The organism is Leifsonia sp. Leaf336 (assembly GCF_001423695.1).
GTDB lineage: Bacteria > Actinomycetota > Actinomycetes > Actinomycetales > Microbacteriaceae > Leifsonia.
The window spans coordinates 382,299-406,750 of record NZ_LMOZ01000003.1 but is presented as its reverse complement, the minus strand read 5'-3'; the positions used below and the strand labels follow the sequence as shown (position 1 = coordinate 406,750).

General features: G+C 70.9%; 24 protein-coding genes. 11 read left to right on the top strand and 13 right to left on the bottom strand.

Annotation, left to right across the window (positions count from 1 at the left end):
• Window positions 1-89 precede the first annotated feature (89 nt).
• Window positions 90-1,679 (bottom strand): phytoene desaturase family protein, encoded by a 1,590-nt coding sequence (locus tag ASF88_RS17195; protein WP_055921621.1) that lies wholly within the window; start codon window positions 1,677-1,679, stop codon window positions 90-92.
• Entirely contained in the window at window positions 1,676-2,614 is a 939-nt protein-coding gene (locus ASF88_RS17190; protein WP_055923039.1) for a LysR family transcriptional regulator, read from the bottom strand. Before ASF88_RS17190 ends, ASF88_RS17195 begins: the two co-directional genes overlap by 4 nt.
• A 163-nt stretch (window positions 2,615-2,777) precedes the next feature.
• On the opposite strand from ASF88_RS17190, the gene ASF88_RS17185 reads away from it, so the two are divergent.
• Window positions 2,778-6,431 carry a proline dehydrogenase family protein gene (locus ASF88_RS17185; protein ID WP_055923037.1) on the top strand — a complete coding sequence of 1,218 codons (3,654 nt, stop codon included), beginning with the start codon at window positions 2,778-2,780 and terminating at the stop codon, window positions 6,429-6,431.
• 18 nt (window positions 6,432-6,449) lie between these two features.
• Here ASF88_RS17185 and ASF88_RS17180 read toward each other — a convergent pair whose 3' ends face one another.
• Entirely contained in the window at window positions 6,450-6,695 is a 246-nt protein-coding gene (locus ASF88_RS17180; protein WP_055921618.1) for a hypothetical protein, read from the bottom strand.
• A 49-nt stretch (window positions 6,696-6,744) separates the two neighbouring features.
• On the opposite strand from ASF88_RS17180, the gene ASF88_RS17175 reads away from it, so the two are divergent.
• The gene (locus tag ASF88_RS17175; RefSeq protein ID WP_055921616.1) at window positions 6,745-7,596 is read left to right on the top strand and encodes an aldo/keto reductase; all 852 of its coding nucleotides are present in this window, start codon (window positions 6,745-6,747) and stop codon (window positions 7,594-7,596) included.
• A 36-nt stretch (window positions 7,597-7,632) separates the two neighbouring features.
• Here ASF88_RS17175 and ASF88_RS17170 read toward each other — a convergent pair whose 3' ends face one another.
• The 3 genes from ASF88_RS17170 to ASF88_RS17160 all read right to left on the bottom strand — a co-directional run bounded on the left by ASF88_RS17170 (window position 7,633) and on the right by ASF88_RS17160 (window position 10,303).
• The gene (locus tag ASF88_RS17170) at window positions 7,633-9,063 is read right to left on the bottom strand and encodes a sensor histidine kinase (protein WP_055921613.1); all 1,431 of its coding nucleotides are present in this window, start codon (window positions 9,061-9,063) and stop codon (window positions 7,633-7,635) included.
• Window positions 9,060-9,776 carry a response regulator transcription factor gene (locus ASF88_RS17165; RefSeq protein ID WP_055921609.1) on the bottom strand — a complete coding sequence of 239 codons (717 nt, stop codon included), beginning with the start codon at window positions 9,774-9,776 and terminating at the stop codon, window positions 9,060-9,062. Before ASF88_RS17165 ends, ASF88_RS17170 begins: the two co-directional genes overlap by 4 nt.
• An 89-nt stretch (window positions 9,777-9,865) precedes the next feature.
• The gene (locus ASF88_RS17160) at window positions 9,866-10,303 is read right to left on the bottom strand and encodes an Lrp/AsnC family transcriptional regulator (RefSeq protein WP_055921605.1); all 438 of its coding nucleotides are present in this window, start codon (window positions 10,301-10,303) and stop codon (window positions 9,866-9,868) included.
• A 205-nt stretch (window positions 10,304-10,508) separates the two neighbouring features.
• Between ASF88_RS17160 and ddaH the strand changes: the two genes are divergently transcribed.
• The 4 genes from ddaH (at window position 10,509) to ASF88_RS17140 (ending at window position 15,284) form a co-directional block, all read left to right on the top strand.
• Window positions 10,509-11,369, top strand: coding sequence for a dimethylargininase (gene ddaH / locus ASF88_RS17155; RefSeq protein WP_055921601.1), 861 nt, complete (start codon window positions 10,509-10,511; stop codon window positions 11,367-11,369).
• A gap of 42 nt (window positions 11,370-11,411) precedes the next feature.
• The gene (rocD, locus tag ASF88_RS17150) at window positions 11,412-12,677 is read left to right on the top strand and encodes an ornithine--oxo-acid transaminase (RefSeq protein WP_055921598.1); all 1,266 of its coding nucleotides are present in this window, start codon (window positions 11,412-11,414) and stop codon (window positions 12,675-12,677) included.
• 64 nt (window positions 12,678-12,741) lie between these two features.
• The gene (locus ASF88_RS17145) at window positions 12,742-14,247 is read left to right on the top strand and encodes a peptide MFS transporter (RefSeq protein ID WP_082519101.1); all 1,506 of its coding nucleotides are present in this window, start codon (window positions 12,742-12,744) and stop codon (window positions 14,245-14,247) included.
• 374 nt (window positions 14,248-14,621) lie between these two features.
• Window positions 14,622-15,284 carry an MOSC domain-containing protein gene (locus ASF88_RS17140; RefSeq protein ID WP_055923033.1) on the top strand — a complete coding sequence of 221 codons (663 nt, stop codon included), beginning with the start codon at window positions 14,622-14,624 and terminating at the stop codon, window positions 15,282-15,284.
• Between the two features lie 6 nt (window positions 15,285-15,290).
• Here ASF88_RS17140 and ASF88_RS17135 read toward each other — a convergent pair whose 3' ends face one another.
• The gene (locus ASF88_RS17135) at window positions 15,291-16,205 is read right to left on the bottom strand and encodes a hypothetical protein (protein ID WP_055921595.1); all 915 of its coding nucleotides are present in this window, start codon (window positions 16,203-16,205) and stop codon (window positions 15,291-15,293) included.
• A 75-nt stretch (window positions 16,206-16,280) separates the two neighbouring features.
• On the opposite strand from ASF88_RS17135, the gene panD reads away from it, so the two are divergent.
• Genes panD through ASF88_RS17120 form a run of 3 tightly spaced genes read left to right on the top strand, consistent with a single transcriptional unit; the run spans window position 16,281 to window position 17,612 of the window.
• Window positions 16,281-16,736, top strand: coding sequence for an aspartate 1-decarboxylase (gene panD, locus ASF88_RS17130; RefSeq protein ID WP_055921592.1), 456 nt, complete (start codon window positions 16,281-16,283; stop codon window positions 16,734-16,736).
• Window positions 16,733-17,263 carry a hypothetical protein gene (locus ASF88_RS17125; RefSeq protein ID WP_055921589.1) on the top strand — a complete coding sequence of 177 codons (531 nt, stop codon included), beginning with the start codon at window positions 16,733-16,735 and terminating at the stop codon, window positions 17,261-17,263. Before panD ends, ASF88_RS17125 begins: the two co-directional genes overlap by 4 nt.
• A gap of 28 nt (window positions 17,264-17,291) precedes the next feature.
• Window positions 17,292-17,612 carry a MazG nucleotide pyrophosphohydrolase domain-containing protein gene (locus ASF88_RS17120; RefSeq protein WP_055921586.1) on the top strand — a complete coding sequence of 107 codons (321 nt, stop codon included), beginning with the start codon at window positions 17,292-17,294 and terminating at the stop codon, window positions 17,610-17,612.
• 21 nt (window positions 17,613-17,633) lie between these two features.
• On the opposite strand, the gene ASF88_RS17115 is transcribed toward ASF88_RS17120, so the two are convergent.
• The gene (locus tag ASF88_RS17115) at window positions 17,634-18,920 is read right to left on the bottom strand and encodes a saccharopine dehydrogenase family protein (RefSeq protein ID WP_055923031.1); all 1,287 of its coding nucleotides are present in this window, start codon (window positions 18,918-18,920) and stop codon (window positions 17,634-17,636) included.
• 114 nt (window positions 18,921-19,034) lie between these two features.
• On the opposite strand from ASF88_RS17115, the gene ASF88_RS17110 reads away from it, so the two are divergent.
• Window positions 19,035-19,964, top strand: coding sequence for a LysR family transcriptional regulator (locus ASF88_RS17110; protein WP_055921583.1), 930 nt, complete (start codon window positions 19,035-19,037; stop codon window positions 19,962-19,964).
• Window positions 19,965-20,041: 77 nt separating this feature from the next.
• On the opposite strand, the gene ASF88_RS17105 is transcribed toward ASF88_RS17110, so the two are convergent.
• From ASF88_RS17105 to ASF88_RS17095, 3 genes are all read right to left on the bottom strand, one after another.
• Entirely contained in the window at window positions 20,042-20,902 is an 861-nt protein-coding gene (locus tag ASF88_RS17105) for an aldo/keto reductase (RefSeq protein ID WP_055921580.1), read from the bottom strand.
• A gap of 14 nt (window positions 20,903-20,916) precedes the next feature.
• Window positions 20,917-21,888, bottom strand: coding sequence for an aldo/keto reductase (locus tag ASF88_RS17100; protein WP_055923028.1), 972 nt, complete (start codon window positions 21,886-21,888; stop codon window positions 20,917-20,919).
• A 109-nt stretch (window positions 21,889-21,997) separates the two neighbouring features.
• Window positions 21,998-22,789 (bottom strand): alpha/beta hydrolase, encoded by a 792-nt coding sequence (locus ASF88_RS17095; protein ID WP_162242593.1) that lies wholly within the window; start codon window positions 22,787-22,789, stop codon window positions 21,998-22,000.
• Between the two features lie 19 nt (window positions 22,790-22,808).
• Here ASF88_RS17095 and ASF88_RS17090 point away from each other — a divergent pair, with 19 nt between their 5' ends.
• On the top strand, window positions 22,809-23,441 hold the full coding sequence (locus ASF88_RS17090; protein WP_055921574.1) for an MBL fold metallo-hydrolase: 633 nt from the start codon (window positions 22,809-22,811) through the stop codon (window positions 23,439-23,441).
• Here the strand turns inward: ASF88_RS17090 and ASF88_RS17085 are convergent.
• The gene (locus tag ASF88_RS17085) at window positions 23,438-23,686 is read right to left on the bottom strand and encodes a glutaredoxin family protein (RefSeq protein WP_055921571.1); all 249 of its coding nucleotides are present in this window, start codon (window positions 23,684-23,686) and stop codon (window positions 23,438-23,440) included. The genes ASF88_RS17090 and ASF88_RS17085 overlap by 4 nt on opposite strands.
• Before the next feature lie 9 nt (window positions 23,687-23,695).
• Entirely contained in the window at window positions 23,696-24,376 is a 681-nt protein-coding gene (locus ASF88_RS17080) for a nucleoside/nucleotide kinase family protein (protein WP_055923026.1), read from the bottom strand.
• Window positions 24,377-24,452: the final 76 nt, after the last annotated feature.

Below are 24,452 nucleotides of genomic sequence, written 5' to 3'. Positions count from 1 at the left end.
ACCTCCTCAGGAGCTCCTCCTGCTCCTCACCATAGTCACCCTCCTCCGATAAAGGCAGAGGGCCGTGCGGGAGTCGCGTGCGAGTCCTCTCAGTCCTCCAGGACCGCCATCGCCGCGTTGTGGCCGCCGAGTCCGCTCACCGCTCCGCCGCGCCGCGCGCCGGAGCCGCACAGCAGGATGCGCTCGTGCCGGGTGGCCACGCCCCACCGCTCGGCGGGAGTGCCGAGGGCGTCGCCGTCCTCGGCGAACGGCCACGACAGCGGGCCGTGGAAGATGTTGCCGCCCGGCATGTTCAGCGCCTGCTCGAGGTCGCGGGTCGTCTTGGTCTCGATGCACGGATTGCCGTCGCCGTCGGTGAGCAGCAGGCTCTCCACCGGTTCGGCGAGCACCGAGTTCAGCGCGGCGAGCACCGCGTCCTGCAGGCGCTGCCGGGTGGCGTCGTTGTTGTCGTCGGTGAGCCAGCGATCCGGGGTGTGGAGGCCGAAGACGGTGATGGTCTGGGCTCCGCTCTCGGCGAGCTCGGGGTCGAGGATGCTGGGGTCGGCGAGCGTGTGGCAGTAGATCTCGCACGGGAGGAATTCCGGCATGACGCCGCGAAGCATCCCGTTGTGGGCGGCCTCCAACTGCGTGTACGTCTCGTTGATGTGGAAGGTGCCGCCGAACGCCGCGGCCGGGTCGACCGAGGCGTCGCGCAGGCGGGGCAACCGCTTCAGGAGCAGGTTGACTTTGACCTGGGCGCCCTCCGCGCGCGGACGCGGAGGATCGGCGGGCTCGCCGAGGAGGGTGTCGAGGACGTCGGGCGCGACGTTCACGAGGACGTGCCGCCCCTCCACCCGGCGCTCGTGGCCGTTGCGGGTGTACGACACGGAGCCGTCGGGCCGGATCGAGGTGACCTCCGCACCGGTGACGATACGGGCACCCGCCTCGCGGGCGACGCGGGCGAGCTCTCCGGTGACGGAGCCCATGCCGCCCACCGGGACGTCCCACTCGCCGGTGCCCTGGCCGATGACGTGATAGAGGAAGCAACGGTTCTGGGCGAGGTCGGGATCGGAGACGCTGGCGAAGGTGCCGATGAGCGCGTCGGTCGCTGCGACGCCGCGCACGAGGTCATCGCTGAGTCGCGACTCGATGAACCCGCCGATCGGGCGCTCGATGAGGGCGTCCCACAGCTCGTCGTCGCCGACGAGCGCTTTGGCCTCGCTGCGGGTGAGCAGCGGCTCGGTGACCGTCGGCCAGAGTGCCCGGGCGACGGCTCCCGTCGACTCGTAGAAGCGGGTGAAGGCCTCCGCGTCGTCGGCCGCCCCGATGCGGGCGAAGGACGCCGCCGTCGCCTCGGCGTCGGTGTTGTCGATCAGCAGTCCCGCGCCCTCCGGGTCGCCGGGGACCGGGGTGTAAGAGGAGTAGCGTCGCCGGGCCAGGCGGATGTCGAGGCCGAGCTCGTCGATGATCCGCTGCGGGAGGAGGCTGACCAGGTACGAGTAGCGGGAGAGCCGAGCCTCCACGCCCGGGAACGCCTGGGCGCTGACAGCTGCTCCGCCGACGTCGTCGAGGCGCTCGAGCAGGATGACGCTGCGTCCGGCCTGGGCGAGATAGGCGGCGGCAGTGAGGCCGTTGTGACCGCCGCCGACGATCACGACATCGTGCGACGCGGCGGTGGGGGAGGCTGCAGGGTCGGTCATGCGTCAGAGCCTACGGGAGTGCCCTGGCCTGTCGGGACGTGTTCGGCGGGCACCGCCGCGGCGAGGGCGGCGCGCACGGCGACCACGCCCGGGCTGGTCGCTGCCGCTCGGCGCGCGGAGGTGAAGATCGTCCGGCGAGGGGAGCCGGGCAGCGGCAGGAGGCCGACCTCTGGCAGGCCGCCGGCCCAGACCAGGCCGGGAAGCAGGCCGACGGCGTTGCCGGATGCGATCAGTCGGATGTGCGTGACCAGATCCGCGGTCTCGAAGCGGACGTCCGGCTCGAATCCCGCGGCGCGGCAGAGCTGGACGGCCCACGTGCGCGAGACCGTGCCGACGGGTTCGAGCACCCACGGGAGGTCTGCTGCGTGCGCAAGGCCGTTCGCCCGGACGCGGGCGCGCGGGTCGGCCGAGACCGCGAGGTGGATGCTGTCCGCGGCCAGTTCAGCGCGGTCGAGGTCGGAGCGCAGCGGTCGGGTGCTGCCCGGGTACTGCTCGGCGACGGCCAGGTCGAAGTCGCGTGCGGAGACCTCGAAGAGGCCCTGCTCGGGCTCGCGTTCGGTGACCTCCACCCGCAGCGCGGGATAGTCGCGCGCGAGCGCGGCGATGGCGACGGGCAGGATGGCGTGCGCCGCGGACTGGAAGACCGCGACCCGGACGATGCCGGCGACGGCGGCGCTGGATCCGGCGACGGCGGACTCGGCGGCCTCCAGCGCGTCGAGGAGCTCTGCTGCGCGCTGCGCGAGGAGCTCGCCCTGCGGGGTGAACTGGAGACGACGCCCTGACTTCACCAGCAGGACGGCGCCGGCCTCTCGCTCGAGCGCGGAGAGCTGCTGCGAGACGGAAGACGGACTGTACGACAAGGCCGAGGCGACGGCCGCGACGGTGCCGCGGATCCTCAATTCGTGCAGCAGACGGAGCTTGCGGATGTCGAGCATGACGACCATTCGACTCAGGTGAACGATATCGTTCGGAAACGTTCGCTTCTCCTGATGCTACCGCCCGTCGAGAATGTATCCACAGGCGTCGTCGGCTGTGACTTCTCCACCGATCGGGAGCGGTCCCGCGTCGCCTCAGAAGCGAGGAATTACAGTCGTGGACATGGTTGAACACACGGACGAGGTGCGGCCCGCGGTGCTGGCCCAGGAGGCGGTCGAGCTCGTTCGGCGCTGGCTGGCCGAGAGCGCAGGAACCACGGGCGGCGGTGCGGAGGGCGGTGCCCAGCCGCCACGCGACCCGGCCGCCGAACGCCTCGCCGGGGTGCTCCGCGATCCGCACGGCCTCGACTTCGCGGTCGGGTTCGTCGACGGCGTCGCTCGCCCGCAGGACCTCTTCGTGGCGGGCTACAACCTCCAGCGCGTCGCCAGGAGAATCCCGCGGTTCCTGCCGTGGTACATGCGTGCGGCGATCTGGCTCGGCGGCGTCTTCGGGCCCGTCCTCCCATGGGTGGTCATCCCGATCGCGCGACGCGTGCTGCGCGGAATGGTCGGTCACCTGGTCGTCGACGCCACTCCCGAGAAGCTCGGCCCTGCCATCGCGCACCTCCGCGCTCCGCGCGATCCCGCCGGTCACGGCGCCCGGCTCAACCTGAACCTCCTCGGGGAGGCCGTCCTCGGCGAGACCGAGGCGACCCGGCGGCTCGAGGGCACCCGTGCGCTCCTTGCCCGCGACGATGTCGATTACGTGTCGATCAAGGTGTCGTCGATCGCGTCGCAGCTCTCGATGTGGTCGTTCGACGAGACCGTCGACCGTGTGGTCGAGCGGCTCGTGCCGCTGTACGAGCTCGCCGCATCGTCGCCGACGCCGAAATTCATCAACCTCGACATGGAGGAGTACCGCGATCTCGACCTGACGATCGCGGTCTTCGAGCGCATCCTGAGCCGCCCCCAGCTGCTCCGGCTGGAGGCCGGGATCGTGCTCCAGGCATACCTGCCAGACGCTCTTGACGCGCTCCAGCGACTGACGGAGTGGGCTTCGCAGCGTCGTGAGCAGGGTGGTGCGCCGATCAAGGTGCGCGTCGTCAAGGGCGCCAACCTGGCGATGGAACGCGTCGACGCGGCTATCCATGACTGGCCGCTGGCCACGTACGGCAGCAAGCAGGCGACCGACGCCAACTACAAGCGGGTCCTCGACTGGGCGCTGACCCCCGAGCACACCGACGCCGTGAAGATCGGTGTGGCCGGCCACAACCTGTTCGACGTCGCCTACGCCTGGCTGCTCGCCTCGCGCCGCGGTGTGACCGACCGCATCGATTTCGAGATGCTGCTCGGCATGGCCACCGCCCAGGCGGAGGCCGTGAAACGCACCGTCGGCCAGCTCCTGCTCTACACGCCGGTCGTCGACCCGGGCGAGTTCGACGTCGCGATCTCGTACCTCATCCGCCGGCTCGAAGAGAACGCCAGCCAGGAGAACTTCATGTCGGCGGTGTTCGAGCTCGACTCCGACGCCGCGCTCTTCGATCGGGAGCGGGACCGGTTCCTCGCCTCGGTGCGCGACCTCGAATCCGACCCGCTCCCGTACGGCGCAGCGCCGCTGCCCAACCGCAGGCAGGACCGTTCGCGCGAATGGGAGCAGGAGACCGCTGAGTCGTTCCTGCGACCGCCCGCGGTCGAGACCGAGGCGCCGGCCGAGGAAGGACTCACGAGCGTCGTGCTCGGACTGACCCGTGGATCGGGCGGAGGGCTGCTCGAGCCACCGACGGCGGTGCCGGCTGCGCCGGAGGCAGGGTTCCACAACACCGCCGACACCGACCCTTCCCTCGCGGCGAACCGCGCGTGGGGGCGTCGCATCCTGGCCCGGTCGGTGTCGAGCGAGCTGGGAGCGCGGACCATCGCGGACGCCCAGGTCGTCGACGCCGGGCACCTCGACCGGATCATCGCTGCGGTGCGTGAGTCCGGACGAGCGTGGGGACTCCGCAGCGGTGCCGACCGCGGCGTGCTTCTCGACCGGGCGGGCCACGCGCTGGAAGCCAACCGCGACCGGCTCATCGAGGTCATGGCGGCCGAGACGGGCAAGACCATCGCCGAGGCCGATCCGGAAGTGAGCGAGGCCGTCGACTTCGCCCACTACTACGCGACGCTCGCCCGCGAGCTCGACGCCGTGCAAGGCGCACGTTTCGTGCCGTCGGCGCTGACCGTCATCACGCCTCCCTGGAACTTCCCCGTCGCGATCCCGGCCGGGGGAGTGCTGGCGGCGCTCGCCGCGGGGAGCGGCGTGATCATCAAGCCGGCGCCGCAGGCGCGGCGGGCAGCGGCGGTCATGGTCGAAGCGCTGTGGGAGGCCGGCATCCCGCAGGAGCTCCTGGCACTCATCGACGTCGCCGAGAACGAACTCGGGCAGCAGCTGGTCTCCGACCCGCGCGTCGACCGGGTGATCCTCACCGGGTCCTACGAGACGGCGAAGCTGTTCCGTTCGTGGCGGCCCGACCTCCCGCTGCTCGCCGAGACCAGTGGCAAGAACGCCATCATCGTCACGCCGAGCGCCGACTACGATCTCGCCGTCGCCGACATCGTGAAGAGCGCCTTCGGTCACGCCGGGCAGAAATGCTCGGCAGCCAGCCTCGTCATCCTCGTCGGGTCGGTGGCTCGCTCGGAGCGGTTCCGCAACCAGCTGGTCGACGCGACGAAGAGTCTGCGGGTCGGCTACCCGAGCGACCCGGTCGCGCAGATGGGGCCGCTCATCGAACCCGCCTCCGGCAAGCTCCTCCACGCGCTCACGACACTGGGCGCCGATGAGGAGTGGTTGGTCCGTCCGCAACCACTCGACGACAGCGGCCGGCTCTGGTCGCCCGGTATCCGCACGGGCGTGCAGCCCGGCTCGTACTTCCACCTCACCGAGTTCTTCGGTCCGGTGCTCGGCATCATGACGGCACGCACGCTCGACGACGCGATCCGGTACCAGAACGCCATCGAGTACGGGCTCACCGCCGGCCTGCACTCGCTCGACTCGGAGGAGCTGGCGCACTGGCTCGACACGGTGGAGGCCGGCAACCTCTACGTGAACCGCGGGATCACCGGCGCCATCGTGCGGCGGCAGCCGTTCGGCGGCTGGAAGCGTTCGTCCGTCGGGGCCGGAGCCAAGGCGGGTGGGCCCAACTATCTGATCGGGCTCGGCTCGTGGCAGGCCGAGACGGGGGCTTCGAGCTCCAGCCTGCACCTGCGCGGCCTCGAACCGCGGGTGACGGAACTCATCGAGTCCGGGCAATCCGCCATGGACTACCCGGCTTTCGACCTCGTTCGCCGCTCCGCGCTCAGCGACGCGATCGCCGTCGCCACCGAATACCACCAGGCGAAGGACGTCTCCGGGCTCGGCGTCGAGCGCAACATCTTCCGGTACCGGCCCGTCCCCGTGGCGATCCGGCTATCGGAAGGAAGCGGGCTGCCCGAACTGCTGCGGGTGCTGGCGGCGGCGACGGTCGCGCGCTCGCCGTTCACCGTGAGCACGCACATCGCCCTCCCGCGGGCGACGCAGCAGGTGCTCCGGGCCAGAGACGTGGAGGTCGTCGTGGAGACCGACGCGCACTGGCTCTCCCGGGTGCGCGGACGCCGCATCGCAGCCCACCGCATCCGTCTCATCGGCGGCGACCCGACCGCACTTTCCGCCGCGCTGAACGGAACGCCCGACGTCGCGGTCTACAGCGGCGCCGTGACGCCGTCCGGCCGGATCGAGGTGCTGCCCTTCCTCCACGAACAGGCGATCTCGATCACCAACCACCGTTTCGGCAACCCGACTCGGCTGTCCGAAGGGGTGATCTAGAGAGGAAGGCGGCGTCGACTACTCTTCTTCCTCCTCCAGCTCGAGGAGCTCGTCGGCGGCGTCGGTGTTGCCCGCGGCGGCGAGACGTCGCAGCTCGTCGAGGTCGCCGCGCTCGGCGGCCAGCTCGACCAGAGCATCCTCGGCATCCCTGCTTCCGGCGTCGGCCAGCCGGCGCAGCTCGGCGAGGTCCTCGGCCTCGATCGCGGCCTCTACGGCGAGAGCGACCTCGTCCGGATCGGACGGCACGGGTGGGGTGGCGGTCATGACGCTCCTTCCGACGAGCGCAACCTTACCCGGGCGTACGCTGAGGCGCATGACCGACAATCCCTCCCTCTCCACGGCCGTGCCTGCGATCGCCCTGAACTCCGGCACCACCATCCCGCAGCTCGGACTCGGCACCTGGCCGCTCGACGACGCGGAGGTCGAGCGCGCGATCGTCGCGGCGGCGGAGGTCGGCTACCGGCACGTCGACACGGCCGCCAAATACGGCAACGAGGCCGGCGTCGGTCGCGGTCTGAAGTCCAGCGGACTCGCGCGCGACGACTGGTTCGTGACCACCAAGCTCGACGGCGGCTACCAGGGCGACGACCGCGCGGTCGCCGGACTCGATGCCAGCCTTCAGAGACTCGGGCTCGACTACGTCGACCTGCTGCTCATCCACTGGCCGCTGCCCGCGCGCGACCAGTACGTCTCCACCTGGCAGACCTTCATCCGGCTGCAGCAGAGCGGCAAGGCCCGCGCGATCGGCGTCTCCAACTTCAAGCCCGCCCACGTCGACCGGCTCATCGCGGAGACGGGGGTGACGCCCGCGGTCAACCAGATCGAGCTCAGCCCGGCCATCCCGCGGCTGGAACAGCGCGCCTACGGAGTCCAGCACGGAATCGTGACCGAGTCGTGGAGCCCGATCGGCGGATCCGGCGACCTGCTCGCATCGCCGGCGCTCGCGGCGCTCGCCGAGAAGCACGGACGCACGCCCGGTCAGATCGTGCTGCGCTGGCACGTGAAGAACGGGCTCGTCGCGATCCCCAAGTCGCGCAACCCGCAGCGGATGGCCGAGAACCTCGCCGTCTTCGACTTCGAGCTCGACACCGACGACCTCGCGACTCTCGACGGGCTCGACCAGGGCCCGGACGCAGGAGTCGACTCCGACCGCACCGGGCACTGAGCGGAGGCTGACCGGGGGCCTGCCTCCGTGAGGCCGCTACGCCCGCACGAGCGGGAGCCGCACGGTGGCCACGAGGCCGCCGCTCGGCGCGTTGGCGAGCCGGACATCGCCTCCCGCCGCGCCCGCCAGCGCCGCCACGATCGCGAGGCCGAGCCCGCCGCTGCCTCCCGAGGTCGACGTGCGGGCGCCGTCCGCGCGAGTGAAACGGTCGAGGGCCACCGGGATGAACTCCTCCGGCATCCCCGGGCCCGAATCGTGCACCGTGAGCACCACCGAGCGCGCCTCGACGTGCAAGGACGCGCTCACCACGTCCTCCGCGCCCGCCCCCTCCTTCTGGCCGCGGATCGCGGTGATGGCGTTGCCGAGGAGGTTGTCGAGGATGCGCCCGAAGTCCGTCGGCGAGAGCGCGACGCGGGACTCGGGGTCCGGGCGGCGCTTGGGGTCGTAGTCGAAGTCGACCGAGATCGGGCGGGCGTCCTCGTCGCTGCTGACCAGCAGGCGCGCACGGTCGATGGCGTCCGTCAGCTCGTCGACGAGCGTGCGCCAGTCGATGCGGCCGCTCGACGGGCCCGCCTCGATGCGCGACAGCTCGAGGAGGTTGTTGGCCAGCTGTCCGAGCCGCAACGCTGTCGAGTGCGACGAGCGGATGTCGTCGAGGAGCGCGTCGGCGTCGCCCGCGTCGAGCTCGGCGAGCTCGAGCTGTCCGCGCAACACTGCGAGCGGCGTGCGCAGCTCGTGGCTGGCGTCCGAGACCATCTGGCGCTCGCGGTCGGCCGAGGCGCGCAGCCTCCGGATCAGATCGTTCAGTGTCGTCGCCAGCTCGGACAGCTCGTCCTGGGCGGGGCCGACCGTCAGCAGCCCCTCCGGATCACCGGAGCCGCTGCGCTCGCTGCCCGCGATGCGGTCGGCCTGCTCGCGCATCCTGCTGACCGGACGCAGCGCCGTGCGGGCCAGCAGCCACGACGCGGCGCCGAAGCCGAGGATCAGGACCAGCGCGCCCACCAGCAGCGCCAGGGTGAGCCGATCGAGGATGAGCGACGTCGTCTCGTCGTTGCGCGCCGCGATCACGTGCATCTCGCCGGCGGTCGTCTGCACACTGCGCACCAGCACGTCGTACGTGTTGCCGTTGATCGAGATCGTCGACGGGGAGGGGCCCAACGCGAGGAGCCGCGGGATCCGGTCCTCCAGGGATTCGGGCAGCGTCGAGGCGAGGATGTCGCCGTCCGCGTCGACGACGGCCAGCTCCTGGCCGCCTCCCGGCAGGTCGAACGGGCCGGCCGGATTCGACTCCACCGACGCCGCGGGTGCGGTGACGTCGTTGTTCAGCAGCGTGTTGGTGGCGTTGTGGAGGATGGAGGCGACCCCCACCCGGATCACCACGACGGCGACGAGCCCGAAGAGGGTGGCGACGACGAGGCTGCCGATCGTGATGCGCGCGGTGATCGACAGGCGTCGCAACCACGTCACGGCGCCGGAGCCTCCGCCGACGGCTGCTTCGCGTCCAGCGCATTCTTGGCATCGAGCCGGTAACCGCGGCCGCGCTCGGTCACGATCGAGAGCCCGGCGCCGGCGAGGTCGAGCTTCTTGCGGAGATACGAGACGTACTGGTCGATGACGTTGGTCCCGATGTTGTCGGTTGTGCCCCAGACCGATTCGAGGATGTCGGACCGCGACAAGGTCTTGTCGGGGTTCGTCGCGAACAGCCGCAGCAGGGTGAACTCCCGGCGGCTGAGCGGCATCTCATGACCGGAGACCAGCGCCTGGTGCTCGTGCGAGTCGATGGTCAGGCGGCCGACGCTCACCTGGGGCCGCATGCCGCTCGGCTCCCTGCGCAGCAGGGCGCGGACGCGGGCGGCCAGCTCGGCGAACGCGAACGGCTTGGTCAGGTAGTCGTCGGCGCCGGAGTCGAGCCCGTGCACGCGGTCCTCGATCGCGTCCCGCGCGGTGAGGAGGAGGATCGGCATCGGGTTGTTGGCCTCGCGGATGTGGCGGCACAGCTCGAAGCCGCTCATGCCGGGCAGCATGACGTCGATCGCGGCCGCGGAGAACGCGTCGCCACGCAGGGCGATGAGGGCGTCGACGCCGTTGGTGACCAGGGTGACGTCGTAGCCTTCGGCCGCCAGGCCGCGCTCGACGAGGCCTCCCATGTCTGGATCGTCTTCGACAACGAGGAGCTTCATGCGCCCATCGTGCCACTGATCGCCGAGTCCGTGGCCGGTTCAGAGCCCTCGACGCTGAGCGTCTACTGAACGTTCTCGCAGAACAACTGTCAGTTGTTGCCGCGGTTGATGAGACGCGACAGCACGATGGCACTGCGGGTGTGGTCGACGTTCGGCGCCAGGCGCACCTTCTCGAGCGCGGCCTCCAGGCTCGGGATGTCGCGCGAGCGGATGTGGACGATCGCGTCGGCGCTGCCGGTGACGGTGCCCGCGTCGACGACCTCCGGAACCGCGGAGAGGATGCGCAGCAGCTCCTCGGGCGAGACGGTGCCTCGGCAGAACAGCTCGACATACGCTTCGGTGCTCATGCCGTCGATCGCGGGGTCGACCTGGATGGTGAAGCCGCGGATGACCCCGTCGGCGACCAGCTTGTCGACGCGGCGCTTGACGGCCGAGGCCGAAAGGCCGACCACACCGCCGATGTCGCCGTAGCCGGCGCGCGCGTTCTGGCGGAGCAGGTCGAGGATGCTGCGATCGAGGTTGTCCACGGCGCAAGCATACGGTGGATCGTTGCGCGAAGGGGGAGATTGCGCGAGTATCGTGCGCCTCCGCGCAAGGGATGCGCGTGGCTGATGCCCGACCTCCGCATAGGCACCCCTTAGACGCAAGAAGTCTGCGCAGGGCAACTTCTGCCGGCGATTCCGTGCGTGACGACGCAGCCAATCGCCGACAACCGTGTGTGACACTGTCCTCATGTCCATCACCGGCGAGGAGGCGCGCGCCCGCGCTGAGCGCCCGCTGCGCAACCCGCGGACGCGCACGGTGCTGATGTGCCGGCCGGAGCACTTCGACGTGGTGTATCGGATCAACCCGTGGATGAATCCCGGCCTCCCGACCGACACCCCGCTCGCGCTTCGCCAGTGGGACGAGCTGCATCGCCTCTACGTCGGGCTCGGTTTCGACGTCCGGCTCATCGACCCGCTCCCCGGGCTGCCTGACATGGTCTACGCGGCCAACGGCGCCTTCGTCATCGGCAACGTCGCCTACGGCGCGAGCTTCGCGTACCCCGAGCGCCGACCGGAGGGGCCGGCGTACCGCGACTGGCTGCGCGCCGCCGGCTTCGAGGTCGTGACGCCGCGGGAGGTCAACGAGGGCGAGGGCGACTTCCTCCTGGTCGGCGAGACGATCCTCGCCGGCACCGGGTTCCGCAGCAGCGACGCCAGCCACCGCGAGCTGGCGGATGTGTTCGGGCGCGAGGTGCTCACGCTGCGGCTCGTCGATCCCAGCTTCTACCACCTCGACACCGCGCTTGCGGTGCTCGACGACGCCCCGGGACGGGAGCACATCGCGTACCTCCCGCGCGCGTTCGACGCGAACAGCCGCGCACTGCTGGCCGCGCGCTTCCCGGACGCGATCCTCGTCGACGGAGAGGACGCCGCGGTGCTCGGCCTCAACGCGTACTCCGACGGGTACCACGTGGTCGTCGCCTCCCGTGCCTTCGACTTCGCCCGGCAGCTGCGCGAACACGGTTACGAGCCCATCGGCGTCGATCTCTCCGAGTTGTTGCTCGGTGGAGGGGGGATCAAGTGCTGCACCCTCGAACTCCGGCGATGAGGCCGGGCCCCAGGAAGAGACAGAACCGCTGAGAGGACGACCATGACCGACACCGTCGCCCACCGCATCCACCCGTCGAGCTCGGCCCCGACGCAACGTCAGGCGGAGGCGATCGCGCTCGAGGACGAGCATGCGGCGCACAACTACCATCCCCTCCCGGTCGTCATCGCAGAGGGGGCGGGCGCCTGGGTCACCGACGTCGACGGCAGGCGATACCTGGACTGCCTCGCCGCGTACTCCGCCGTCAACTTCGGGCACTCCAACCCGTTGCTGCTCGACGCCGCCCGCGCCCAGCTCGAGCGCATCACGCTGACAAGCCGCGCCTTCCACAACGACCAGCTCGGCCCGTTCGTCACCGAGCTCGCGGCGCTCGCCGGCAAAGACATGGTGCTGCCGATGAACACCGGCGCGGAGGCGGTGGAATCGGCCATCAAGGTCGCGCGCGCGTGGGGATACCGGGTCAAGGGCGTCGCGGACGGCCGCGCCAACATCATCGTGATGGCGGGCAACTTCCACGGTCGCACGACGACCATCGTGAGCTTCTCCGACGATCCGGACGCGCGCGACGGGTTCGGTCCGTACACGCCGGGTTTCCGGACGGTCCCGTACGGTGACGCACACGCTGTCGCGTCCGCGATCGACGAGGACACCGTCGCCGTGCTGGTGGAGCCGATCCAGGGGGAGGCCGGGATCGTCGTGCCTCCCGCCGAGTTCCTCCCTGCGTTGCGCGCGTTGTGCGATGAGCATCGGGTGCTGCTCATCGCGGACGAGATCCAGTCGGGCCTCGGCAGGACCGGGTCGACCTTCGCCTGCGACCTGGTCGGCGTCGTGCCCGACCTGTATCTGCTCGGCAAGGCGCTCGGTGGTGGCATCGTGCCGGTGTCGGCGGTGGTCGGCGACCGGGAGGTGCTGGGCGTGCTGCGCCCGGGCGAGCACGGATCGACCTTCGGAGGCAACCCGCTCGCGGCCGCGGTGGGCCGCGCCGTCGTGGCGCTTCTCGCGACCGGCGAGCCGCAGGAACGGGCGGAACTTCTCGGCCGTCGCCTCAACGCCGACCTCGACCGCCTCGTCGGGCACGGCGTGGTGCGCGTGCGCGGCGCGGGCCTCTGGGCGGGCATCGACATCGACCCGGCTCTCGCCACCGGCCGGGAGGTCTGCGAGCTGCTGATGGAACGGGGTGTGCTCGCGAAAGACACCCACGGCTCCACCATCCGGCTGGCGCCTCCCATCGTGGTCGAGCCCGCCGACCTCGACTGGGCCGTCGACCAGCTGGAGGCTGTGCTGGCCGAGCTGGCGACGCGGTCGTAGCCTCACATCTCCGCCCTAGAACGCAGCGTTCACCTCCGCGGCCTCCAGTGGGAGCATGGTCGGCATGACCGACACGGGGAGCAGCAACGGACCGGAAGGGCAGTCCCGCGGCGCGCGGGTGACCACCACGACCGACGCGAGTCATGGCTTCTTCGGGCAGCCGCGCTCGCTCGCGAACATCTTCGGCGTGGAGATGTGGGAGCGGTTCTCGTTCTACGGGATGCAGGGCATCCTCCTCATCTACCTCTACTACTCCGCGGAGCAGGGCGGTCTCGGCATCGACCAGGCGACCGCGGCGGGCATCGTCGGCGCTTACGGCGGCGCGGTCTATCTGTCGACCATCCTCGGCGCGTGGCTGGCCGACCGGCTGTTCGGTTCGGAGCGGGTGCTGTTCTGGAGCGCCGTGGTGATCATGGCCGGACACGTCTCGCTCGCCCTGCTTCCGAGCTACGCCGGCGTCATCGTGGGCCTCCTGCTCGTCGCCGTCGGCAGTGGAGGCCTGAAGGCGAACGCCACCCGCATCGTCGGCACGCTCTACGACGAGCACGACTCCCGTCGCGACGCGGGCTTCTCGCTGTTCTACCTCGGCATCAACCTGGGCGCGTTCTTCGGGCCGCTGCTCACCGGCCTGCTGCAGTCGACGCTCGGGTTCCACTGGGGCTTCGCTCTCGCGGCGGTCGGGATGGCGATCGGGCTCATCCAGTACTCGCTGGGCCGCAAGCGCCTCCCCGACCGCGCCCGCGAAGTGCCCAACCCGCTGCCCGCATCGCGCTACCCGCTCATGATCGGGATCGCCGTGGTCGGGCTCATCGTGATCGTCGCGCTCGTCCTCGCGGGCGTGATCAACGCGATCAACCTGGCGCTGTGGGTGATCGGCATCACGATCGTGGCGGCGATCGCCTACTTCATCGTCATCCTCAGCTCGCGCCTGCTGAGCGGCGACGAGCGCAGCCGGATCCTCGCGTTCATCCCGCTGTTCATCACCAACGCGGCGTTCTGGTCGCTCTACCAGCAGCAGTTCACGGTCGTCACGATCTACTCCGACAAACGGCTGGACCGCATGCTGTTCGGCTGGGAGTTCCCGGTCTCGTGGGTGCAGTCCATCAACCCGATCTTCATCATCATCCTGTCGGGCGTCTTCGCCGCGATCTGGACCAAGTGGGGCGACCGGCAGCCGTCGACCCCGCTGAAGTTCGCGGCCGGGACGGTCATCATGGGCCTGGCGTTCTTCCTGTTCCTGTTCTGGGCGGGCGGAGGCAAGAACAGCACACCGCTGCTCGCGATGGTCGGCATCCTGCTGGTGTTCACGATCGCCGAACTGCTGATCTCGCCGGTCGGGCTCTCGGCGTCGACGAAGCTGGCGCCGCACGCGTTCCAGGCGCAGATGGTGGCGCTGTACTTCCTGTCGGTGGCGTTGGGGACGGCGATGTCCGGCCAGCTCGCCAAGCTGTATTCGCCGGCGACGGAGGGCATCTACTTCGGCGTAATCGGAGCCGTCGCCGTGGTGATCGGACTCATCCTCGCGCTGATGAGCCCGTGGGTGCTGCGGATGATGCGCGGAGTGCGTTAGCGGGATCTCTGGTCTGGGAAGAACGAGGGGTCTAGGGTCTTCTCATGCAGGAACGCCCGCACGGTGCCGCTCGCGTCCGGCCCCGCCCGTACGTCGTGTGGTTGATCGGGGCGGGCGCGCTCGCCACGGTCGTCGGCGTCGTGTGGGTGCTCATCGCGTTCGAGTCGGCGCAGCAGGCCACGACGTTCTCGGGCCCGATTCCCACGCTGCCCGTGTTCACCTACGCCCAGTACTCGCAGCGCGACATCGTGCCCGACTACACGGGGCTTTTTTCGGCCTCATCGTCGCGGGCAACGGCGCGCTTGTCCTCCTCGCGGGCTCCATCGTGGCGTTCGCACGGCGGCGGACGGCGTGAGGCGGTCATACTGGACGGCATGGCTCCGCACGACAGCACCGCACGCATCCTCGCCGTCTGCCGCGTGGCGCAGTTGCGCCCGGACTCCGGCAACGTCGGCGTGACCGCGATCGACAAGCAGCCCGTCGAGCCGCGGCTCAAGGTGCGCACACTCGGCCTCTACGGGGATGTGCAGGCCGACCGCAAGCACCACGGCGGCGTCGGCAAGGCGCTCTACGCGTACGCGGACGAAGCCGCTGACTTCTGGGAGGCCGAGCTCGGCCGAGCCATCCCGCCCGGACTGTTCGGGGAGAACCTACGGACCGTCGGCGTCGACGTCGACGGCGCCGAGATCGGAGAGCGCTGGCGCATCGGCGACGAGCTCGTCGTGGAGGTCACCTGCCCGCGCACACCGTGCGCGACCTTCCAGCGCCGGATGCGCGAGCCGCAGTGGGTACGGCGCTTCACCGAGGCCGGCCGCGTCGGTGCCTACCTCGCAGTCGTGCACACGGGCACGGTCGGCGCGGGCGACGCGGTGGAGGTCGTGCGCCGGCCCGGGCATGGGGTCACCATCGCGTCGTGGTTCTCGGGCGCCGACGCCGATCAGGCGGAGGCGCTGCTCGCCGCCGAGGCCGATGGCCGGCTCGAGCTCTACCGCGAGATGACCGAGTCGATCGCGAAGGTCCGCGGTCGCGCGGCCTGACGCTCCTTAGGCGCCGGAACCGGCGTCGGCGTCGCGCGCATCCTCGTCGAGCCCGAGCTCGCGCCTCCAGTGGGCGAGGAACTCGGCGCCCGCGCTGTCGTGGATCTCGTCGCCGATCGTGATGACCTCGTAGGGCCGTTCGAGCACGCCGTCCGCCGGGCGCACGTCGACGTGGGCGACCTCCCGGCCGGTGCTGTGCACGAAATCGGCCATCTTGTAGTCGCTGCGCGAGTCTCCGACCGACCGCCAGCGGTGCGGGAGCGGACCGCGCTCGGCGAAGTAGTCGAACGCGCGCTGCGCCCCGCGATCCTTGTCGAGCAGCACCGACTCGATGTCGGTGGAGATGATCGTCGGGTCGATGCGGAACGGCACGGCGCCGTCGGCGTCGGGCGCGACGCGCTCGCCGTAGCGCAGGCCGAGGCCTAGCCCGGTCAGGAGGTCGAAGGCGGCGTCCTCGAACCGGCCCTGGGCCTCCGCGTACGTCTCGGAGTCGACGTCGGTGCGCTGCTCGACCGAGATCATGGCGCGCTTGGTCTCGTCGAAGAACATGGTGTCCGCGAAGCGGTCCCTCACCAGCCGTCGGATGCCGTCGACGGCGGGCTCGGGAAGCGCGACCGACGCGTCGACCGCGACCTCGCCCATCCCGTCGCCCGTGATCGGAGCCCAGGCACCGCCCTTCTCGAACACCCCGAACATCCGGGCGCCGTGCGAAGCGAGCGCGTCGCCGAGGCCCGCGTCGCAGAGCGGGGCGACGACCTGGTTGCGGATGAAGTCGCCGGAACGGCCGGTGATGAAGGCGATCGGAACGCCGGCCGCGGTCATCGCGACCAGGTCGGTGACGATGCTGCGGATGGCGATGGTCCGCGTGACCGGGCTGGCGATGGGGCCGTCGACGTCGAAGAGGAGTCCGAGGTTGTGCACGCTCCATTCTCCCGTGACGGCCCGACAGCCTCCGAACCCGCGGGAGAATGGAGGCAGACCACGAAAGGACCGGCCGTGCTCCGCACCATGTTCAAGTCCAAGATCCACCGCGCGACGGTCACCCACGCCGACCTCCACTACGTCGGCTCGCTGACCGTCGACCTCGACCTGATGGAGGCTGCCGACCTGCTGCCCGGAGAGCAGGTCGCTGTGGTCGACGTCACCAACGGCTCCCGGTTCGAGACCTACCTGATCGCCGGCGAACGCGGCAGCGGCGTCATCGGGGTGAACGGCGCGGCGGCCCACCTGGCCGAGGTCGGCGACACCGTCATCGTCATCTCCTACGCCCAGCTCGACGACGCGGAGGCCCGCACGTTCGAGCCCACGGTGGTGCACGTCGACGGCGCCAACCGCATCGTCGCGATCGGTGCCGACCCCGCGGAGGCGCTCGCCGAGGGCGTCAGCGCGCCCCCGTTCGCGGTGCCGGCGGCGGCCGGCGGAGCAGCACCCGTCACCGCCGGTCCCGCGTGACCTACCGCGCCACCGAGCGCCTCCACCCCATCGAGGGGCAGCGCATCGAGCTGGAGGCCGAGGTGCCGTTCGCGACGCTGCGCGCCGCCTTCGAAGCGGAGGTCCCCGAGCTCGACCACGACCTCCTGCGCCGCCTGCTCGACTCGGGGGCCGACTGGACGACGCTCGCACGCTCGCTCGCCGGCCCGGGATCGCACGGGTTGGTGCGCTTCTGGCGTGGTGAAGTGACCGCGGTAATGCGTGTGGGCGGGGTCGACCTCCCGGGCGTCGGCTACCTCGTCGGCGACTACGCGACGGCCGCGCGGATGTACCGTCACGACGCGGGCACCACGCTCTACACGCCGTTCCGCGTCGAGCTGCACGCGTCGGGGGAGGGACGGACGGTGCTGAGCGCCGACCAGCCCAGCGCGCCGCTGCGGGGCTTCGGCAACAACAAGATCACGCAGGCCGGCTACGAGCTCGATCGCATGCTCGGCGACCTCCTCGAAGACCTCGGGCTTCCGCGCCCGAGCGTGCTGCGGCGGTAGCAGGATCCGGTCCTGGCAGGATCGGAGCATGGAGATCGCGGCGCTGCAAGACGAGGTGGAGGCGGTGTCGGCGTTCTATGCGGAGCGCCACGACATCGCCCGGACGGACGACTGGTTCCTGCTCAAACTCGGCGAGGAGGTCGGCGAGCTGATGCAGGCGTACCTTGCGAGGTCGGGTCGGGCGCGCGACAAGGGTCGCAGCGAGCCGCAGGTCGAGGAGGACTTCCGTGCCGAGCTGTCCGATGTGCTGGCGCAGGTGCTGCTGATCGCCCGGCGGTTCGACGTCGACCTCGAAGCGGAGGTCGCTCGCAAGTGGCTGGTCTGGAAGCCGGAGCAGTCCGGCGCCTGATCTGAGTGCGCCGCACGGGCCTCAGGGCTCGCGGAGGCCCCAGCGCTGGCCGTAGCCGCCGTCGGCCTCCGAGCGCTCCATGAGCTCCAGGAACGGGCGGGCGGGGAAGGCCTCGGGGCCGCGGACACCGGAGCCCGACCAGGTGCCGTTCGCGAGGAGCTCCAGCGCGATGACCGGGTTGAGCTCGGTCTGCCAGACGACGCACTGCGCGTCGTACTCGCGCATCGTCCACTCGTTGTCGCTCACGTGGTACAGGTACACGCTGCGGGGGAGCCCGTCTTTGCCGGTGCCGGTCACCCAGACACCGGCGCAGGTCTTGCCGGTCATCCGCGGGCCGATGGTCGCCGGGTCGGGGAGGGCGGCCGCGACGACATCGCGCGGGGCGACCTCCACGGGGCCGGAGGCCGAGCGCACCCGGAGCGGCACGGTCGAGTCGAGGCCGAGCAGATGGAGGGTGCGCAGCACGCCGATGAACTCCTCGCCGAGGCCGTACTTGAAGGTGACGCGCTTGGCATCCAGCCAGCGCGGCATGAGGAGGACCTCCTCGTGCTCGACGTTGACGCACTCGACCGGGCCGATGCCCTCCGGGAAGTCGAAGACCTCCGGCTCGCTGAACGGCGGCGTCGTGTACCAGCCGCCGTCCTCCTCGCCGACCCGCGACTTGTCGAAGATCACCGGAGGGTTCAGACACTCCTCGATCGTCGTCCAGATGCTGAAGGAGGGCGCGAAGATCTCGTTGCCGTCGTCGTCGCGCACGACGAGGTTGGCGCCGTCGCGGGTGCCGAGCTCGTCGATCTCCGAGAAGAGCTCGTCGGCGGCGTACCGGGCGAAGACGTCGGAGAGGCCGGGCTCGACGCCCATGCCCACGAGGGCGAGGCGGCCGGCGGCCTCCCACCGCTGATTCTCGGCGAACTGGGCGTCGCCGAGCTTGATGCCGGGTCGGCTGTACGGGTCGGTCTCGTGCGGGTGCGACAGGCTCATGGCCATGTCGAGGTAGTCGGCCCCGGCGGACAGAGCGCCGGCGAAGATCGACTCGACGAACTTCGGTTCGACCGCGTTCATGACGTGGGTCGCCCGGTGCTCGCGGGCGACCGCGGCGACCGAGCTCGGGTCGGAGGCGTCGATGCGGGTCGCCGTGAAGCGGGCGGCGACGTGCTCGCCGTGCCGTGCCCGGATCCACTCGACGGCGGCCTCCGCCCTGGCCTGGTCGTAGTCGCTGACGACGAACGCCTCGTAGAAGGAGCGGCGGGCGGCGATCTTCGCGATGGCGTTTCCGACGCCACCGGCGCCGATCAGCAGGATGCGCATGGTGCTCATTGTGCTCGGTTCGGGCGCGCGGCGGCAGTGCGCTGCCGACGGCATCACCCCGGCCTATCCGCCCCCGTCGATGACGCCGACCCGATTGACCAGTATCCTTGATGAATGGAACTCCGTCAGCTCGAGCACTTCGTCACCGTCGCCGAAGAACGGCACTTCACCCGGGCGGCCGAACTGCTGCAGATCTCGCAGTCCGGTCTATCGGCCTCCATCAGGTCGCTCGAGCAGGAGCTCGGCACCTCCCTCTTCATCCGCAGCACGCGCCGGGTCGAGCTGACGACGGCCGGCCAGGCGCTGCTCGCCGACTCGGTGCGCACGCTCGCGAGCGCGGCCGCCGCGCGCAACGCCGTCGCCGCCGTGCGCGGACTGCTGCGCGGCCGGCTGACCATCGGCGCCGAGCCGTGCCTCGGCTCGGTCGACCTGCCCGCCGAGCTCGCCTCGTTCCGCACGGCGAACCCGGGCGTGGAGGTGCGGCTGCGGTACTCGGGTTCGGAGGAACTGGTGGACGCGGTCGCCGGCGGCCGCGCCGACGTCGCCGTGGTCGTCGACACCGGGCATGTGCCGAACGGCGTGCGGCTGCGCGCGCTGAGCACGCAGCAGCTGCTGGTCCTCTGCCACCCCGACCACCGCTTCGCGGCCGAGGCCAGCATCCCGATCGATGCCCTGCGTGGCGAGCCGCTCGTCGGCTTCCAGGACGGCTGGGGAGCGCAGGCGCTCGCCCGCCGGGCGTTCGCGGCGGCCGGATTCGACTACCGCGCGGCGATGGAGGTCAACGACGTCCATCCGCTGCTCGACCTCGTCGGCTACAACCTCGGTGTGGCGGTCGTGCCGCAGAGCTTCGCCCGCAAGCGCCCGGACCAGCTGCGCGCCGTCGCGCTGAGCGGGGACGTGCCGGAGTGGACGGTGGCCGTGGCCGTCTCCGACGAGCCGAGCCCGGCCGCCGCGGCGTTCCTGCGTCAGCTGGCGCGCGTCGAGACGCCGGCGCCGCCCGCGCCCGCCTCCGCCTCCGCCGAGCCGACCCCGCAACCCGCCTAACGCGCCTCTGGCGACGACGAAGGGCACGTCGTTGTCACTTTTCATCGGGGAAAGTGACAACAACGTGCCCTTCGGTGTCAGGCGGCGTTGAGGCGATCGAGCTCCTCGGGGGTGAGCTCGACGTCCACGGCCGTGACGGAGTCCAGGATGGTCTCCGGCCGAGACGAGCCCGGGATCGGGATGACGTGCGGGCTCTGCGCGAGATGCCAGGCCAGCGCGACGACCTGCGGGCTGATCCCGCGTGCGGACGCGATCTCGGCGAAGGGAGCGAACCGGTCGCCGAGGTCACCGGCATGGCTGATGCCGCCGAGCGGGCTCCACGGCAGGAAGGCGATGCCGAGCTCGTCGGCGAGCCGCAGTTCGGGCTCGCTGGAGCGGAACGCCGGCGAGAACTGGTTCTGCACCGATGCCAGCCGGCCGCCGAGGATGTCCTGCGCCTGCCGGATCTGCTCCGGGTTCGCGTTGGAGATTCCGGCCAGCCGGATGACGCCCTCGTCGAGGAGGTCGCGGATGGCGCCGACCGAGTCCTCGTACGGCACCGACGGGTCGGGGCGGTGGAACTGGTAGAGGCCCAGCGCGTCGCCGCCGAGGCGGGCGAGGGAGGCCTTGGCGGCCTCCTTGAGGTACTCGGGGCGGCCGTCGACGTACCAGCTGCCGTCGCCCGGGCGCAGGTGGCCGCCCTTGGTGGCGACCAGCACGGTGGAGGCGTCGCCGCTCCAGGTGCGGAGCGCCTCCGCGAAGAGCTCCTCGTTGTGGCCGACCTCGTCGGCGTGGAGGTGGTAGGCGTCGGCCGTGTCGAGCAGCGTCACGCCGGCGTCGAGCGCGGCGTGGAGCGTGTCGATGGAGCGCTTGCGGTCGGGTCGCCCCTCGATGGACATGGGCATGCCGCCCAGGCCGATCGCGGAGACCTCCACATCGCCGATTCTGCGGTTCTTCACTCGCGGTCCTTTCGTTACCAGGCGTAGTGCTCGGGCGCTGTCTTGTGGCCCGGGAAGATCTCATCGAGACGGGAGAGCGCGGCGTCGTCCAGCCGGACGTCGAGCGCGCGGATGCCGGCCTCCAGCTGCTCGCGGGTGCGCGGGCCGATGATCGGGCCGGTCACCCCCGGTCGGCCGAGCAGCCAGGCGAGCGCGACGTCACCGGGCTCGTGGCCGAGGTCGGCGGCGAACGCCTCGTAGGCCTCGATCGCGTCGCGGTGGGTGGCGAGCGTTTCCGCCGCGCGGCCCTCCAGCCGGCGCCGGCCCTCGTTCTGCTTGCGCAGCACTCCGCCGAGCAGTCCGCCGTGGAGGGGCGACCAGGCGATCACGCCGACGCCGTTGGCCTGCGCGGCGGGCAGCACCTCCAGCTCGACCTGCCGGGTGAGGAGGTTGTAGATGGACTGCTCGCTCACGAGACCGAGGAAGTCGCGCTTGCGGGCCTCCGCCTGCGCCGTGGCGATGTGCCAGCCGGCGAAGTTGCTCGAGCCGGCGTACAGGATCTTGCCCTGCGCGACAGCCACCTCGATCGCCTGCCAGATCTCGTCCCACGGGGTGTCCCTGTCGACGTGATGGAACTGGTAGATGTCGATGTAGTCGGTCTGCAACCGCTTCAGGCTGGCGTCGAGCGCGCGGCGGATGTTGAGCGCCGACAGCTTGCCCTCGTTAGGCCAGTCGCCCATGGCGCCGTAGAGCTTGGTGGCGAGCACCGTGCGGTCGCGCCGTCCGTCGCCCTTCGCGAACCAGTCGCCGATGATCGTCTCGGTGGCGCCGTGGCCCTTGCTGCGTCCGTAGACGTTGGCGGTGTCGAAGTAGTTGATACCCGCTGCGTGGGCGGCGTCCATGATCTCGAAGGAGTCCTCGGCCGTGGTCTCCGGCCCGAAGTTCATCGTGCCGAGCACCAGCCGCGACACCGACAAGCCGGACCGGCCCAGGTGGGTGTACTGCATGTCTGTCATGGCGCCAGCCTCCGCCCGAACCGTCGAGAAGTCCAACAGGAGGTCGTGATGGGATTGTGCGGTTCTGGTGATGGGTCGCGTCGTGGGACGGCGCCGTGTCTCAGAGAGCGAGGAACCGCCCGGCGTCGCGGATCACGTCGGCGGCGATCCCGAGGTCCGGGCCGCCCATGAAGCCGTGCGCGGCTCCGGGGACGATGCGGAGACGTGCCGGAACGCCCGTGCTCTCGGCGGCGCTCACCAGCCGACGGGCATCGGGGAGGAGCGAGTCGTCCGCGCCGACGGCGACGAAGAGCGGCGGCAGGCCGCGAGTGTCGGCCGCGAGATCGGGGGCGTCAGCAATCGTCCCGCCGCCGGCCCAGCGGGCGAACGACCACTCGGACAGTTCGCGACCCGGTCCTCCCGGGGCGTCGTCGTCGTAGGAGGCGAGGGACAGGTCGACGGTGGGGTTGGTCAGCACCAGCGCGTCTGCGCGGGCGTCCCGGGCGGCGGCCAGGGCGACGGTACCTCCCGCGGAGTCGCCCCAGAGCACGAGCCGTTCGAGACCGGACGCGCGAAGTGCCTCCGCCCCCGCGACCGCGTCGGCCGCCGACTCGGCGAGCGTGACCTCCGGTGCCAGGCGATACGCGACGGAGAGCACGGTGATGCCGAGCGTGCCGGCGATGCGGCGGCAGTAGCCGTCCTGCAGCTCCAGGTCGCCGAAGAGGCCGTAGCCGCCGTGGAGGAAGACGACGCCGGCCCCGGATGCGATGAGCGCGGGCTCGTACCAGCGTGCCGGGAGCCCGGCCTCCCCGAGTGTGCTGTCGCGCACCCTGCCGTCGAACGGGACGCGCGGCCGCGTGAGCGCGCGCTCGTGGGCTTCGCGACGCAACTCGTCGATGTCAGGAGGCTGCACGCGGACTAGCATCCCACTCATGCGCGAAGTGATCCCGGGCGTCCACCGGTTGACCTCGACCCGTGGCGGCAACGCCTACCTGATCGAGGAGGGTGACCGGGCCGTCCTGGTCGACACAGGGCTGCGTTCGAGCGCGGAGGCCGTGGTGGCGGAGCTGGCCGCCGCGCGCATCCCGAAGCTCACCGACGTCGTGCTCACCCACTACGACCCCGACCACGTCGGAGGCGCGGCCGCCGTCCAGCGGGCGACCGGCGCCCGGGTCTGGCTCGGCGCCGCCGACATCCGCATCCTGCGCGGTGAGCAGGAGCCGCCGACGCGGACGCGCCGCGCGATGTTCCGATCGGGGTGGCTGGGGCGCGCGGAGCTTCCGGAGCTGATCGCGCTGCCCGACGACGCCGACCAGGAGATCGCTCCGGCGGTGGTCGCGCTGCCCGCTCCCGGTCACACGCCGGGCCATCACATCGTGCGCTGGCGCGGGGTCGCGTTCATCGGCGATGCCGCCCGGGTCGCGAAGGGCAGGCTGGTGCACCTCCCGGGCTTCCTCATCAGCGACCGCGCTGCTGCCGACGCGACGCTCGCGGCGATCGCAGCCTCGACGCCGAGGCTCGGCTGCCCGGGCCACGGCTCTCCCGCGCGCCTGGGCGAAAGCTAGACCGCCAGCGCGGCCTCGAGCTCGGCGTCGCTCGGCTCGACGAGGTGGCGGCCGTCGGGGAACACGATCACCGGGATGTTGGTGCGGCCGCTGATCGCCTGGGCGCGGTCGGCCTCTTCGGGGCGCGCGACGAGGTCGATGTACTCGTATTCGGTGCCGAGACGCTCGAGGAGGGCCTTGGAGCGGATGCAGTCACGGCACCAGTCGGCGCCGAACATGGTGACGGTATCGATGGAGGAAGTCATTGCTCCAGCCTAAGCAGCGGCGACTGGGAGTCCGCCGTCCACGACCAGTGCGGCGATCGCGGCCGTCGGCTCGATGAGGAGGGCGTTCGCGCCGTCGACGTCCGTCGCCCACGCCCGGGCGGCCTCCGGGGTGCGGCCGTGCCGGACATGTCTTTCGACGAGCCTCCGCAGCCGTTCCTCCTCCGGTGTCGCGACGAACCAGCTCTCGGCCAGCAGGCTCCGGATGCGCGCCCACGGCTCGGCGGCCGCCAGGAGGTAGTTGCCTTCGGCGACGACGAGCCGGACCTCGGGACCGATCGCGATGCTGCCGGCGATCGGCTCGCCGACCGCGCGGTCGAACGCCGGTGCGTACACGGTGTGGTCGCGTTCGGTGCGCACGCGTTCCAGCAGCGCGACGAAGCCCCAGCCGTCGAACGTGTCGATCGCGCCCTTGCGCTCGCTGCGACCCAGAGCCTCCAAGGTCGCGTCGGAGAGATGGAAGCCGTCCATCGGGAGGTAGGCCGTGACCGCCGCGCCGGCCTGTTCGTTCGCGGCCGCGACGACCGCGTGGGCCAGCGTCGTCTTACCAGAGCCCGGGCTTCCTGCGATGCCGACGATCGCCCGCCCCGCTGCCGGGTCGAGGGCCGCGGCGAGGGCGAGCGCTCGGCGAGCGAGGGCGGCCGGGTCTGTGCGCGAGCGGTCGGAGTCCATGTCGACCATTCTCCGTGCAGATCGTCGCCGACTCGACTTCCCTCTCTATAGTGTCCTGACGACAGTAGATGTTATG

Bases quoted from the DNA above. Each gene is read 5' to 3' on its own strand.
- ASF88_RS17115 (WP_055923031.1), bottom strand. From the start codon at position 18,920: ATGCGCATCCTGCTGATCGGCGCCGGTGGCGTCGGAAACGCCATCGCG.
- ASF88_RS17140 (WP_055923033.1), top strand. From the start codon at position 14,622: ATGGCTCCGCACGACAGCACCGCACGCATCCTCGCCGTCTGCCGCGTG.
- rocD (WP_055921598.1), top strand. From the start codon at position 11,412: ATGACCGACACCGTCGCCCACCGCATCCACCCGTCGAGCTCGGCCCCG.
- ASF88_RS17185 (WP_055923037.1), top strand. From the start codon at position 2,778: ATGGTTGAACACACGGACGAGGTGCGGCCCGCGGTGCTGGCCCAGGAG.
- ASF88_RS17195 (WP_055921621.1), bottom strand. From the start codon at position 1,679: ATGACCGACCCTGCAGCCTCCCCCACCGCCGCGTCGCACGATGTCGTG.
- ASF88_RS17085 (WP_055921571.1), bottom strand. From the start codon at position 23,686: ATGACTTCCTCCATCGATACCGTCACCATGTTCGGCGCCGACTGGTGC.
- ASF88_RS17080 (WP_055923026.1), bottom strand. From the start codon at position 24,376: ATGGACTCCGACCGCTCGCGCACAGACCCGGCCGCCCTCGCTCGCCGA.
- ASF88_RS17165 (WP_055921609.1), bottom strand. From the start codon at position 9,776: ATGAAGCTCCTCGTTGTCGAAGACGATCCAGACATGGGAGGCCTCGTC.
- ddaH (WP_055921601.1), top strand. From the start codon at position 10,509: ATGTCCATCACCGGCGAGGAGGCGCGCGCCCGCGCTGAGCGCCCGCTG.
- ASF88_RS17110 (WP_055921583.1), top strand. From the start codon at position 19,035: ATGGAACTCCGTCAGCTCGAGCACTTCGTCACCGTCGCCGAAGAACGG.
- ASF88_RS17175 (WP_055921616.1), top strand. From the start codon at position 6,745: ATGACCGACAATCCCTCCCTCTCCACGGCCGTGCCTGCGATCGCCCTG.
- ASF88_RS17180 (WP_055921618.1), bottom strand. From the start codon at position 6,695: ATGACCGCCACCCCACCCGTGCCGTCCGATCCGGACGAGGTCGCTCTC.
- ASF88_RS17090 (WP_055921574.1), top strand. From the start codon at position 22,809: ATGCGCGAAGTGATCCCGGGCGTCCACCGGTTGACCTCGACCCGTGGC.
- ASF88_RS17100 (WP_055923028.1), bottom strand. From the start codon at position 21,888: ATGCAGTACACCCACCTGGGCCGGTCCGGCTTGTCGGTGTCGCGGCTG.
- ASF88_RS17145 (WP_082519101.1), top strand. From the start codon at position 12,742: ATGACCGACACGGGGAGCAGCAACGGACCGGAAGGGCAGTCCCGCGGC.
- ASF88_RS17120 (WP_055921586.1), top strand. From the start codon at position 17,292: ATGGAGATCGCGGCGCTGCAAGACGAGGTGGAGGCGGTGTCGGCGTTC.
- ASF88_RS17190 (WP_055923039.1), bottom strand. From the start codon at position 2,614: ATGCTCGACATCCGCAAGCTCCGTCTGCTGCACGAATTGAGGATCCGC.